The sequence below is a fragment of the Parachitinimonas caeni genome (assembly GCF_030129945.1).
In the GTDB taxonomy this organism is placed as follows: domain Bacteria; phylum Pseudomonadota; class Gammaproteobacteria; order Burkholderiales; family Chitinimonadaceae; genus Parachitinimonas; species Parachitinimonas caeni.
Genome location: NZ_JARRAF010000004.1, coordinates 40,676 through 54,298 on the forward strand (window position 1 = coordinate 40,676; position 13,623 = coordinate 54,298).

Consider the following 13,623-nt stretch of genomic DNA (forward strand, 5'->3'; position numbering starts at 1 on the left):
CAATCATGCCGTTGAATTCAAGGTCTGGCGCGGCTTTGATGGAGGATTCGGTCAAATGATCGATCTGCAAGTAAAAAGGGTGGCCATGATTGGCCACCCTTTTGTTTGACGCCGAACCGTCGGACCGGCTTACAGACGGACGGTTTGCGGAGGCGTCTGTGTGGCGGGCTTGCTGACCACACCACGGAATTGCGACAGCTTTTCTTCAAACAAGCGCTTTGCTGCTTCAGCGGTGGCAATCTTGATATGGCCATAGCCGCGAATCTGGTCGGGAATCGACGCAATTTCGGCGGCCAGCGCCAGATTTTCCGGCTTCAGCTGATCCAGCACGTCATTGATGATGGCCTCGTATTCACCGATCAGACGACGTTCCAGCTTGCGATCTTCCGCAAAGCCGAAAACATCCAGCGAACCGCCACGCAGGCTCTTCATCTTGGCGAGCATGCGGAAGCCGGTCATGATCCAGGGGCCAAAGCTGAATTTGCGCGGCGAACCATGTTTGGCCATCCACTGCAACCAGGTCGGACCAAGGTTGAAGTGCACCTGATAGTCACCTTCGAAGGTCTGCTCCAACTGCTTCTGGAATTCCCCATCAGTGTAGAGTCGGGCGACTTCGTATTCATCCTTGTACGCGAGCAGCTTGAAGTAGTGCTTGGCAACGGCCCACGAGAGGGTTTCCGACTCAGGATTGATCCGGCGTTCTGCCGCACGCACTTTCTCGATGAAAGCCAGGTAGCGCTGGGCATAGGCGTCATCCTGATAGGCGACGAGATCGTTCATGCGACGCTTGACCAGATCATCAATTGTCTCGGCCGCACGCTGAACCGCCTTGGCGATTTCAGGGAAGGCGATTTTCTCAACGTAGATACGGTCGTGCGCGGTCTGACGTCCCCAGCGGAAAGCCTGCTTGTTCATCTCAATGGCGGCACCATTGAGTTCGATGGCCCGCAGGATCGACGCTTCGGAAATCGGCACCATGCCCTTCTGGTAGGCGTAGCCGAGCATGAACATATTGGTGGCGATCGAGTCACCCATCAACGCGGTGGCGATAGCGGTGGCATCAACCATCGAGAAATTCTCTTCGCCCACCGCTTCCATTACCGACTGTTCCATCGAACGGGCCGGGAATTTCAGATCGGGATTCTTGGTGATGTCGCCGACCGGTGCTTCGTAGCTGTTGACGACGGCGCGTGTCATGCCTTTGCGCATCTTGGCCAAGCAGTCGTTGGTGGCGGTGACGACAATGTCACAACCCAGAATCGCATTTGCATCGCCAGCGGCAATCCGCACCGCATGCAGCTTTGCCTGATGATCGGCAAGGCGGATGTGGCTGGTCACTGCGCCACCCTTCTGAGCCAGACCGGTTTGATCAAGCGTTGTGGCGCCAATGCCTTCCAGGCGCGCAGCCATGCCCAGCACGCCGCCAATGGTTACCACGCCGGTTCCACCAACGCCGGTCACGAGAATACCGTAAGGCTCGTGCAGCGATGGCATGACAGGGGCGGGGAGATCAGGTAATTCCGCAAAGGCTTTGGCACCCTGCGCGCTCTTGCGGATCTTGGCCGGACCTTCGATGGTGACAAAGCTTGGGCAATAGCCCTTCAGGCACGAGAAGTCTTTGTTGCACGAAGATTGGTCGATCTTGCGTTTGCGGCCGTACTCGGTCTCCACGGGGATGACGGAGAGGCAGTTCGATTGCTTGGAGCAATCGCCACAGCCCTCGCAGACGCGCTCATTGATCACGACGCGACGCTGTGGGTCTGGGAACTTGCCACGCTTGCGACGACGACGTTTCTCGGCAGCACAGGTCTGATCATGGATGAGAATGGTGACACCGGGGGTGTCGCGCAGCTCCTTCTGGATGGCGTCGAGTTCTTCCCGAGGATGGACGGTGACACCCGCAGCGAGGCCGCTTACGCCACCGTACTTCTCTACATCATCGGTGGTGATGATGATCTTGTTGACGCCTTCGGCTTCGAGCTGGCGGGTGATCATCGGCACGGTCAGCGTGCCATCCACCGGCTGGCCGCCGGTCATGGCGACGGCATCGTTGTATAGCAGCTTGTAGGTGATGTTGGTTTTGGCGGCAACCGAGGCACGGATGGCCAGAATGCCGGAGTGGAAATAAGTCCCGTCACCGAGGTTGGCGAATACGTGCTTGGTTTCGGTGTAGGGTGAAATGCCAATCCAGGGCACACCTTCTCCGCCCATCTGGGTGAACATCTTGGTGCCTGGCTGAATCCACATTGCCATGTAGTGGCAACCGATACCGGCCAGAGCGACGGAGCCTTCGGGCAGCTTGGTTGAGGTATTGTGCGGGCAACCGGAGCAGAAGTAAGGCTGGCGCAGGATGATCTCGCGCGGCTTTTTCAGTGCATTTTCTTTTTCGTCGAGAAAACGTAAGCGCTCTTCGATAACCGGGCTGGTGTAGAACCGAGCAATCCGGCCGGCAATAACGCGGGCCACCATGGCTGGCGTCAACTCTCCTGCCGCAGGCAGCAGCCAGTTGCCGGCAGGCAATACCCACTCGCCCTTCTCGTCGTACTTGCCGATCACGCGTGGCCGCACATCTTCACGCCAGTTGTACAGCTGCTCTTTCAGCTGATACTCCATGACCTGACGCTTTTCTTCAATGACCAGAATTTCGTCGAGGCCTTCGGCAAACTGGTGGACGATTTCGGGCTCGAGCGGCCAGGTCATGCCGATCTTGAGAATGCGCAATCCGATGTCGGAAGCGAGCTTTTCATCGATTCCCAGATCATCCAGGGCCTGCATCACGTCCAGATAAGACTTGCCGGAGGTGACAATGCCAAGCCGTGGCTTGGGGTTGTTGATGACGATACGATTGAGGCCATTGACGCGAGCATAGGCCATTGCCGCATACACCTTCTGGTGCAACAAGCGGTCTTCAACGACCAGGGGCGGATCAGGCCAACGGATATTCAAGCCCTGTGCGGGCATGCGGAACATCTCGTCATCGGGCAGCTTGACCTGTACCCGTTGCGGGTTGACTTCGACAATTGCCGAGCTCTCGACGGTGTCGGTAATGGCCTTCATGGCCACCCAGCAACCGGAATAGCGGCTCATGGCCCAGCCATGGATGCCGAAGTCGAGGAATTCTTGTACGCCTGCCGGGTTCAGTACCGGGATCATGAACGCGTCAAAGACGTGATCGGACTGGTGGGGCAGGGTGGAGGATTTGGCGGCATGGTCATCACCCGCAATCAGCAGTACTCCGCCGTGCTTGCTGGTACCCGCTGCGTTGCCGTGACGGAAGACATCGCCGGAACGATCAACCCCTGGTCCTTTGCCATACCACATGGCATAGACGCCATCGACGGTGGGATTCGGGAACAGGCCAACCTGCTGGGTACCCCAGACAGCGGTTGCGCCAAGGTCTTCGTTGATGCCGGGCACAAACTTTACTTTGTGCTGTTCGAGGTATTTGCGGGCACGCCAGAGTTCTTGATCAACGCCACCCAGCGGTGAACCGCGATACCCGGAAATAAAGCCTGCCGTGTTGAGGCCGGCGGCTTCATCGCGCTGGTGCTGCAGCATGGGAAGCCGCACCAGGGCTTGGATGCCGGTCATGTACGCCAGACCGGACTCAAGAGCATATTTGTCTTCCAGTGTTACGCCATTGGTCATGGCTTCTCCTTCTCATTGTTGTACCGCTTCGGATATCAACGGGTAGCTGATTTCCGGCATAGGGTCTGCCCGGCCGTGGTACGACCAGACTTGCGTGAATTCTAACGCAAACCGTCTGGCCAAACCCGCTGCACTGCCGCAAAACACCTTGAGCGCAGTTGCTGTTTTCTGTCCAAGCCGCGCTGGTTCTGGCTTTAAGCCAGGGCTCTACACAGCCGGAAACGAAAACTTCGACGGCACTTGAAGGGTGATTGCTCTACCGGGCGATTGCTCTAATTGCAATGTGGGCGGCTGCGTTATACAGCAAAGAGATGAAGAATTGGTACTGCAACCACCGCCAACGGACAAAAGCGTCCGTTATGCGGTTGTTTCTTGGGTCTGAAGGCAGGGTCTGCAGAGTGAGGTTGCTTGCAGGGATGTGTTGCAGCTTAGCCAAGGCCAGACAGGCGCTTAGCGTTGACCAGAGGCTTGGTCGGGGGCGGGATAATACTCGGCCATCAGCTGACGGCAGTCGAGCACTTTCAGGTCGTTATCGCGGGCGAAACTCATCAGAAAACTGAATACGCGCGGATCGACTTTTTCAAGTTGTTTATCAATGGCTACGCAGCGAATGTTGTCGAGCATCATCGGTCTGACATAAGGCGCATAGGACAGTTTCTGGTCCATGCCAAAGGTAGACAGGATGCCGGACAGCCGCTCGGCCCAGTCGGAAGGACGGAACTCGCGGCCACTCTTGGTAACCCCTTGGATCACGATCTCGTACGGGTTGCAGATCATTGGGAAAAGGCTGGATAAGCTATGCTGGACAAGGGACGATAACCATGTGGGTAAATCTGCCGGGGCAGATGGCCGAATGGTATTTACGGCTCAAGCTAATCGCGTATTTTAGCTACAAATGCTCAGTATGGCGATTACTGACACGATTTGAGTTATGACAATGCCTATTTACCGGTGTAGCTTAGCTGATTGATTTGTAGCAGATATTTTTCAGACTGCTTAAGCGGGTATTTTGGGCGGAAACTTAGTTAATAGATAAAAATCAATTACATAAGTGATTTTATCTGGCGATCTTGGTTATAAGCTGGAAATAGGGCGCCTGTTGTATTGGCGCGAACGCAAAGGCATCTGGACTCAACAAAGCCTAGGCTTTGATATGTCCTTTCAATTTTTCAACACGCGGACATGGCGATGAGCGGTCGATCCTGGCCACAAAACCTGATACACGCATGGGATTCGGTGCTGCTGGAGCCTGGCCGTACCTCGTCATGGCTGGATGGAGCGGTGGGCCTGATGCCCGGCGTATGCAGTCTGATCCGGGCGCGTTGGCAAATTATCCATGGCGAGCTGAACCTGGCTGAACGGGAACTAGCCGAAGCCCGCTTGCGGCTGGCATCCATCGGCGATGCGTTGAGCCTGTCGATAGCCCAGATTCTTGGTGCTGCGATCCGGTTGAGACGGCAGGATGCGATTGGCGCCAGGGTTGAATTTCTCTCGGTCTTGAACGCAGCCTGCGATGCAGACCAGCCTTGGCCCTTGGCTTATGCCCGCTCTGGCTTGGCCGATGCGCTGGCGATTGAGGGGGATCTGGAAGGCGCATTGCGTTATGCGCTGGAAGCGCTTGATGTGCTTGAGGCTTGTGATGATCTGGCCTACCGGCCGGTTGTTCACAACAAGCTGGGGCAATATCTGGTCAGCTATGGGCTGTTTGACGAAGCGCAGTCGATGTTCGAGGCGGCATGCCAGCTATGTCAGCGGTTTCCCGACCATGTAATGCGGGTGGTTGCCTTGGCCAATCTGGCGATCTGTCATTGCCGGATGGGCGATATTGCCAGGGCCGAATCTCTGCTTGCGGAGTTTTATCCGCTGCAACCGGAGCGGATCAACGCATACCATCAGGCCAATGTCACTCTGACGACCAGCAAGGTGCTGGCCTTGCTGGGAAGAGCTGATGAGGCCATGCAGCTGGCTGCTGGGCTGGATGATTTGATCGAGCCGCTGAATCGCCAGGGTTTCGAGGCACACAAGAGCTATCTTCGTACGTTGCTGGCGTTCCGAACTGGCCAGACTCAGCAGGCCAAACTCTGGCTGGCAGAGGCCGAGTCGCGTCTGGCTGGGGCGTCGAGTGATTTGCCGGTGACCTTGTACGAGCTGGCCTCCCAGCTGGCTGAGGTGACTGATGGTGCGGCCGCCGCACTGGGTTATCTGAAGCGCATGCTGGCGGCCGAGACGGCTCAGGCGGAGCGCGCCCGCCAGGCGCGGGCGCGCTGGTTGAGGCTGGAGCGCGAGTTGAAAGCGGCCAAGCTGGAACGCGCCGTGGCTCAGCATGATCAAGGACTGGCGGCCGATACACAGCGCAAGCTGGCGGACGAACGAGAGCGCCTGGCGCGGCATATCGTCGAGGTGGAAGACCTGCAATGCCAGTTGCGGTTACAGGCGGTGGTTGACCCCCTCACGGGCTTATATAACCGGCGCTACTGCGATGACGCCTTGCCACGAGAGTTGATGGCTGCCCGTAACGATGGATTGCCGCTGGCGGTGGCGATGATTGATCTGGATTTTTTCAAGCTGATCAACGATCAGCATGGCCATCAGGCAGGGGATGCCGCGCTGGTGTTCCTTGCCCGCTTTTTGCGGGAGCGTCTACGTGGCGACGATGTGGCGTGCCGGGTAGGGGGGGAGGAGTTCTGCCTGATTCTGCGGGGGAGCGATGGGCCGCAGGCGGTGGCGCGGCTGGCTGACATTCTGCACGAGTTGCTGAAGACCCGTTGCCCGCCCGCCAGTCTCTTGTTGAGCTATTCGGCCGGCGTGGCCGCTTACCCGGCAGATGGCTGTCGGGCTGACGTGCTGCTGCGATGTGCGGATCGGGCGCTCTACACCGCCAAGCGCGCGGGCCGGCAGCTGGTAATTGGCTACTCGGCAGACCTGGAGCTGCCAGCATGACGGCGAAGAAGTCAGGCGGCGGCCACCGGCTGGATGCGGCAGAACTGAACCGCCGCGCCTGGGCTACCCAGTTCAGTCAACCCGAGAAAGCCCGGAGCCTGGCTTTTCGTGCGCTGGAAGAGGCGGAGCGGGAGTCGAATCAGGCCGAAAGCGGCTGGGCCCAGTTGTCCCTGGCTTTTCACGAATTGCGCTATGGCTCGATTGAGGCAGGTGAACAGCGCCTGAGTCTGGCTGAGCCGGCCTTGCTGGCCGTGGAAGACCGGCGGGGCATCTGGCTGACCCGGGATGCGCGTGGGTTTGTCCTGATGCGGCGCCATCAATTGCAACCGGCGTTGGAGCTGTATCTCGAAAATGCCGCAGCGCCTCTGGATGAGCGCCATCCCGAAGACTTTGCCTGGTCATGTAACGGCGCCGCGACGGCGTATTCCTATCTTGGCCGGCATCCGGAAGGTTTGCGCTGGTTTTACCGGGCCGCTGGCTGGCTGGATCATGCCAACCAGCCCGTGCTGCTGGGAATGGTGCTGGCCAATATCGGTGTTGCCCAAAGAACCGTCGGCAACGACGACGACGCGCTGGCGGCGCTTGATGCCGCCTGGAAGCAAGTGCGGCGCTCCCCCCGCCACCGGGTGACGGGTCAGATCCTGGCCCTGCTGGCGGCGTGCTATCTGGGCGTAGGGCGTTACAACGAGTCGCTCAAGCTGGTGGGGCGCCTGGAACAGATCGGCGAGGCGGCACAGCCCGTCTACGCACAGGGCTTTGTTCACCTTACCGCTGCCCGCGCCTATTACGAAGCTGGCGATTTCGACCGCGCCGAGCAGCGCCTGCAAAGGGCGCTGCCCGTGTTGGAATCGACGTTGGGCGACCCCAATCATGCTGTCTACAACTGCCTGCATGGCCTGCTGGCCTTGCGGCGAGGGGAGTTGCACCAGGCATGCGAGCGCCTGAACGAGTCGTGGGCATTACTGGCGGCAGAACGGCATCCATCGATTGGCGTCTGGATTGCCCAAGCCAGAGCCCAGGCCATCGAACAAGCGGGGGATCTGACTGCGGCGCTGGCGGCCTGGCGTGACTTTGGCACGCTACGGCGACAATTCATGCAGCTGGGAAACCGATCACGGGCGCAGACCATCAGGCTGGAGCTGGAGCTCGAACAGGCTCGGCGTGAACGAGAGCAGTCGGTGCGTGCCCGTGCCTTGCTGGACGCCACTAATTCCGAGTTGCTCAGCACCAATGCCGAGCTGATGCGCAAGATTGCCGAGGCACGGCGTCTGGAGCGACGGCTGCGCATTGACGCCAGCCGGGATGCCTTGACCGGGCTCTCGAACCGCCGCTATCTGTTCGAGAACTTTGCGGCGCGCATGGAGCGGGCGCAGCGGGACCGCCAGCAAGTGGTGGTCGCGCTGATTGATCTGGATCGCTTCAAACAGGTTAATGACCGGCACGGCCACGCCACGGGTGATCTGGTTCTGCGCACTTTTGCTCGGGTTCTGCGTCGCTGCGTGCGGCCGGGGGATCTGCTGGGGCGCTATGGTGGCGAGGAGTTTTGTCTGGTAGTGCCTGCTGTTGAGACCGACGTTGCCCTGGCGCGTCTTGAAACCTTGCGCAAACGTCTGGATGACGTGCGCTTGACGACGGTAGAAGGTGATCTGCTGAAGATTGAATTCTCGGCCGGACTTGCGGTGTATCCCCTGCATGCCGACTCACTGGATGGCCTGCTGGCCGCAGCAGACAAGGCGCTGTATCGGGCCAAGGCGAGCGGTCGCGGATGCACGGTCGTGGCCGGTACACCCGATGCGCCGCATCCTGCCTGAGTCGGCCTGAGAACCCCATCGGCACATCGGGCGCTGCCGGTATTTACAGCGCCTTCTCTCTGGCCGCTTTTCGCCAGAACGCGATCCACAAAAAAGTACCAACAGGGCCTAGAATGAGCCGATGAACCCACAAACCTTCCCAACTGCTGAAGCCGCCCGACTGCATGAAGACAGCGCGGGGAATGCCGTGTCGTCGTTGAATGAAGAGGCTTGGCGTCTGCAGTATCAGGATCCGACCCGTTCGCAGGAGCTGGCAGAAGCCGCCCGAGCACTGGCTGTGTCGCGGGATGATGCAATGGGGTGCCACTATGCGGACCTGACATTGGCGTTTTTTGCCATACGCTATGGTCGATTCGAGGAGGGCGTTGCCCGCTTGCGTGAGTTGCTGCTGCTGGCGCCGGTTCAGGCCGATGAGCGTGCGCGCATGATTGCGTTGTGCGGGCAGGCGATTGTGGAGTCGCGCTTCAACCGGCAGGACCAGGCTTATGCCCTGGCGCTGGAAGCAGCCGATCTGGCTGAGCGGGTTGGGCGGCTGTTTGATCAGTTTGTGGTGTACAACACGCTGGGCGTGGCCAGCTTTGAAACGGGGCGCAATGTAGACGGGTTGCGCTATCTGTATCGAACACTGGATGTCGCGAGGCAGGATGGCAGCCCGAGCAGTCTGGCCATCATCCTGTCAAATCTGGGCTCCACTCAGCACGAGCTGGGCAACTACGAGGATGCCAAGCAGCTACTGCTGGAGGCGATGGCCGTGGTCTCCAACCATAGGTTGGAAAACTATATGCAGCTGGTAGCAGGCAATCTGGCGGCCAGCCTGTTGATTTCTGGCGATCCTGAAGGGGCTTACGACATCATCCGGCCATTTCTGAGCCAGAAACGGCAGATTACCTCGGGGGGCGATTACGCCTTTTTCGAGGCGATTGCTGCCCACACCTTTGCCAGCCGGGGCGATTGGGAACTTGCCACCGACTACATCGAAAATGCTCAGATTCATGCCGAGGCGGCGCATGAGGTACGGGTCGGTGTGCATTGCTGGTGGGTCAAAGGGCTGATTCTTCGTGGCTTGGGGCAACTGGCCGCCTCGCTTGAAGCGCTACAGATGGCAGAGTCGAAGCTCGTTGGCCTGCAGGATCTCTACTACGCCTGTCAGGTAATGCGGGAAACCGCAGAGACTTATGCCTTGATTGGCGACTGGCAGCAGGCTTATCGCTACCACCGACGTCATCATGAGTTATATGAACAACATCTGGGCAATACTTCCAGGGCACGCCTGCAGACCCTGCAAATCCAGAATGAATTGATTGAGGCTAAGCGCGAGCGTGATTTTGCGCGACTCAAGCAAGCGGAAGCCGAACGAGCGCAGCGCGAGCTGGAGGCGCTGAACGACGAACTCAAACACAAGGTCGAGCAGATCGAGCGCTTGCAGAATGCCTTGCGGGAGCAGGTGATACGCGATCCGTTGACCGATCTCTACAATCGCCGTTACCTGCACGATGAGTTGTTCAACGAGCTCAAGCTTGCCGAGCGGCGTTTTTATACCCTGTGTGTGGTGCTGATGGATGTTGATCATTTCAAGTCCGTCAACGACCGCTTTGGTCATCCGGCTGGCGACAAGGTGTTGATGGCGCTGGCGCATCTGCTGCGGGAAAACATTCGCGGCAGTGACTTTGCCAGCCGCTACGGGGGCGAGGAGTTTTGCATTGTCATGGCGGACATTTCGGTCGAGCAGGCGGTTGGGCGTGTCAATAAACTGCTTGGCGGCTTTCGCGATGCAACGTTGACTCTGGACGGACTGGCTCTGGGCGGCCTGACCTTTTCCGCCGGGGTTGCCGGCTTTCCCCATCACGGCCGGGATTCTGAAAGTTTGCTACAGGCTGCTGATGCCGCGCTTTACCGCGCCAAGGCTGGTGGACGCAATCGCATTGAAGTCGCCCCCTGATCTGGTTTGCTCTGGCATAGCGGCAATGGCATCAGCCGGGTCGTTTCTCATAAAATTTGCGTCGCAAATTAATAAAATTCTGTCGCATTGCAGCAAATCCTACTTGCCTTAGCTGACTTCATCGGTTAAACATCTTGCCTTCACCTGCAAACTGCCGGATGCAGGCCCCGTCCCCGTAAAGCCGCGACTGTATTGGTGTGGCGCAGTGCCGAGGCGGGGCGTCCGCAGGGTCAGGGTATAACAAAGCGATAAGGTTCCATCATGTCAGCCAAACATTTCCTTCGGTTCAATGACTTCACCAAAGAAGAACTCGTGTACCTGTTCGAGCGTACCCGCATTCTGAAACAACGCCACAAGGCCGGGGAGCGACATGAGCCGCTGCGAGGCAAGGTGCTGGCAATGGTGTTTGAGAAGTCATCGACCCGCACCCGGGTGTCGTTCGAGGCGGGCATGGCCCAGCTTGGTGGGCACGCCATGTTCATCAACTCCAAGGACACACAACTGGGAAGAGGCGAACCGATTGAGGATGTCGCACGCGTGATGGGGCGCATGGTGGATGTGGTGATGATCCGCACCTTCGAGCAGACCATCATCGACACCTTCGCCCGTAATTGCGATGCACCGGTCATTAATGGTCTGACCAATGAATATCACCCATGCCAGACCCTGGCGGACGTTTACACCTTTATCGAGCATCGTGGCCCGATCGAGGGCAAAACACTGGCTTGGATCGGCGATACCAATAACATCGTCCGGTCGTGGTTGCAGGCAGCCCAGCTGTTCAACTTCAAGGTCAGGATTGCCCGCCCCAAAGGCTACGAGATGAAGCCGCTCGATGGTGAGGTATTCGGGCCGGATGTTCTGGAAGAAATGGTTGATCCGGTCGAGGCGGTCAAGGGCGCGGATATCGTTGCTACCGATGTGTGTGTCTCGATGGGCTTTGAGCGCGAGAGCCTGCAGCGACGGGTCGATTTCCTCAACTACAAAGTGACTACCCAGTTGATGAGCCACGCCAAGCCTGAGGCGGTCTTCATGCATTGCCTGCCGGCACATCGGGGCGAGGAAGTGGATCCGGAGGTATTGGATGGGGTGAATTCGATTGTCTGGGACGAGGCGGAAAACCGCATGCATACCCAGAAAGCCTTGCTTGAATACCTTCTGATCGGCAAGGTCAATGATTAGGCGCTGTTGAGAGGTATTTTGATCGCGACAGTCCGTGATGGGCGTCAGCCCCTCCGCTGACGTACGCGATCCGAGCATGAAATACCCATACCACCTATGCTGAAGCGAATTCTTCATGCCCCATATCGTGATCGACTACTCCGATAATCTAGCCGAAAGGCCAGATTTTCAGGCGCTGTTTGCACAACTGCATGCCGCTTTGCATGCTTTGGGTGATGTGCAGCTGGAGGAAATCCGCAGCCGCGCCAATCGTCTGCTTGATTGGCGGGTTGGCGACGGCGACCCGAATCGGGCATTTATACACGTCAAGCTGCATCTGCTCGACAGTCGTCCGCTCAACTTCAAGCGACGGGCCGTGGCGGCCGTCAAACCGATTGTGGCGGCTTACTTTGCGGCAACCCTGGCAGAACGCGCCTGCCAGATCTGCTTCGAAGTTGTCGATATTCGCGCTGATTGCTACGAAAAAATTGTTTCCCACTGAATTGCACTACAGGGCTCATCATGTCTGAAATCAAGAAAGTCGTTCTCGCTTACTCAGGTGGTCTCGATACATCGGTCATTCTCAAGTGGCTGCAGGATGTCTACAAATGTGAGGTTGTGACCTTCACCGCAGATATTGGCCAGGGCGAAGAGCTGGAGCCAGCCCGCAAGAAGGCGCTGGCTATGGGTATTTCTGCTGAGAACATCTTCATTGATGATCTGCGCGAAGAATTCGTGCGGGACTTTGTATTCCCGATGTTCCGTGCCAACGCCATCTACGAGGGGGAATACCTGCTGGGGACTTCGATTGCCCGGCCGCTGATCGCCAAGCGCCAGATCGAAATTGCCAATCTGACCGGGGCAGATGCCGTTAGCCACGGCGCCACCGGCAAGGGTAATGATCAGGTGCGGTTTGAGCTGGGTTACTACGCCCTCAAACCGGACGTCAAAGTCATTGCGCCTTGGCGCGAGTGGGATTTGCTCTCCCGTGAAAAGCTGCTTGCCTATGCCGAGAAGCACGGCATCGACATTACCAAGAAGAAGGACGGCGGCAGCCCATATTCGATGGATGCCAACCTCCTGCACATCAGCTATGAAGGCCAGGTGCTGGAAGATCCGGCCAAAGAACCAGAAGAAGATATGTGGCTTTGGTCGGTTAGCCCAGAGAAGGCGCCAGACCAGGCTGAATACCTGGAGCTTGAATACGAGCGCGGCGATGTAGTGGCGATCAACGGCGTGCGCCTGAGCCCTGCTCAGGTATTGGCCCAGCTCAACAGCATTGGTGGCAAACATGGTATCGGTCGGCTCGATCTCGTAGAAAATCGCTACGTTGGCATGAAGTCGCGTGGTTGCTACGAGACCCCTGGTGGAACGATCCTGCTGAAGGCGCACCGTGCTATTGAAAGCATCACTCTTGATCGGGAAGTTGCCCATCTCAAGGACGAGCTGATGCCGCGCTACGCCAAACTGATCTACACCGGCTACTGGTGGGCGCCAGAGCGGAAGATGCTGCAGACCATGATTGATGCCAGCCAGGAGAGCGTCAGCGGTACCGTTCGCCTGAAACTGTACAAAGGCAATGTGATTGTCGTGGGCCGGGATTCCAGAAAGTCGTTGTTTGACGCTAATATCGCGACTTTCGAAGACGATGGCGGTGCTTACAATCAGGCCGATGCCGCTGGCTTCATCAAGCTCAATGCGCTCAGAATGCGTATCGCCGCCAAGCTTGGCCAGCGCTGATCTGGTAAGCGAATCGCCATACCGCAATGCCCGCGCAGGTCGCGGGCTTTTTTGTCTTCAGGGGATGATCGTGAAACAGTTCGACAACGTATCCGTACTCAAGCAGGCCAATGTCTATTTCGATGGCAAATGTGTCAGCCATACTGTGGTTTTTGCCGACGGCAGTCGCAAATCGGTTGGGGTGATTCTGCCTTCCAGCCTGACTTTCAATACGGCAGCCCCCGAGGTCATGGAGCTGATTGCTGGCCGTTGCCGCGTCCGGCTTCAAGGGGAAGAGGGCTGGACTGACTTTGAAGCCGGCCAGAGCTTCTCGGTAGCCGGCAATTCAAGCTTTGACATTGAAACCTTTGAGACGGTCCACTACGTTTGTCATTTTGCTTAGGA

8 protein-coding genes and 1 pseudogene are annotated in these 13,623 nt (G+C 57.9%); 7 read left to right on the forward strand and 2 right to left on the reverse strand.

Going from position 1 to position 13,623, the window contains the following annotated elements:
• Positions 1-129 precede the first annotated feature (129 nt).
• Positions 130-3,648 (reverse strand): indolepyruvate ferredoxin oxidoreductase family protein, encoded by a 3,519-nt coding sequence (locus tag PZA18_RS04405; protein ID WP_284099586.1) that lies wholly within the window; start codon positions 3,646-3,648, stop codon positions 130-132.
• A gap of 489 nt (positions 3,649-4,137) precedes the next feature.
• Positions 4,138-4,425, reverse strand: a pseudogene (locus PZA18_RS04410) (DUF3579 domain-containing protein); the annotation flags it as partial.
• Positions 4,426-4,836: 411 nt separating this feature from the next.
• On the opposite strand from PZA18_RS04410, the gene PZA18_RS04415 reads away from it, so the two are divergent.
• From PZA18_RS04415 to ppnP, 7 genes are all read left to right on the forward strand, one after another.
• Positions 4,837-6,588 carry a diguanylate cyclase gene (locus PZA18_RS04415; RefSeq protein ID WP_284099588.1) on the forward strand — a complete coding sequence of 584 codons (1,752 nt, stop codon included), beginning with the start codon at positions 4,837-4,839 and terminating at the stop codon, positions 6,586-6,588.
• Positions 6,585-8,399: a GGDEF domain-containing protein gene (locus tag PZA18_RS04420; protein ID WP_284099589.1), complete on the forward strand. Its 1,815-nt coding sequence runs from the start codon at positions 6,585-6,587 to the stop codon at positions 8,397-8,399. The genes PZA18_RS04415 and PZA18_RS04420 overlap by 4 nt, the downstream gene beginning before the upstream one ends.
• Before the next feature lie 121 nt (positions 8,400-8,520).
• Positions 8,521-10,338 (forward strand): tetratricopeptide repeat-containing diguanylate cyclase, encoded by a 1,818-nt coding sequence (locus tag PZA18_RS04425; protein ID WP_284099590.1) that lies wholly within the window; start codon positions 8,521-8,523, stop codon positions 10,336-10,338.
• Positions 10,339-10,599: 261 nt separating this feature from the next.
• Positions 10,600-11,520: an ornithine carbamoyltransferase gene (gene argF / locus PZA18_RS04430; protein ID WP_284099591.1), complete on the forward strand. Its 921-nt coding sequence runs from the start codon at positions 10,600-10,602 to the stop codon at positions 11,518-11,520.
• Positions 11,521-11,635: 115 nt separating this feature from the next.
• The gene (locus PZA18_RS04435) at positions 11,636-12,001 is read left to right on the forward strand and encodes a 5-carboxymethyl-2-hydroxymuconate Delta-isomerase (protein ID WP_284099592.1); all 366 of its coding nucleotides are present in this window, start codon (positions 11,636-11,638) and stop codon (positions 11,999-12,001) included.
• 20 nt (positions 12,002-12,021) lie between these two features.
• Positions 12,022-13,239: an argininosuccinate synthase gene (locus PZA18_RS04440; RefSeq protein WP_284099593.1), complete on the forward strand. Its 1,218-nt coding sequence runs from the start codon at positions 12,022-12,024 to the stop codon at positions 13,237-13,239.
• A gap of 64 nt (positions 13,240-13,303) precedes the next feature.
• Complete coding sequence (ppnP, locus tag PZA18_RS04445; RefSeq protein ID WP_331488595.1) at positions 13,304-13,621, forward strand: pyrimidine/purine nucleoside phosphorylase; 318 nt, start codon at positions 13,304-13,306, stop codon at positions 13,619-13,621.
• Positions 13,622-13,623: the final 2 nt, after the last annotated feature.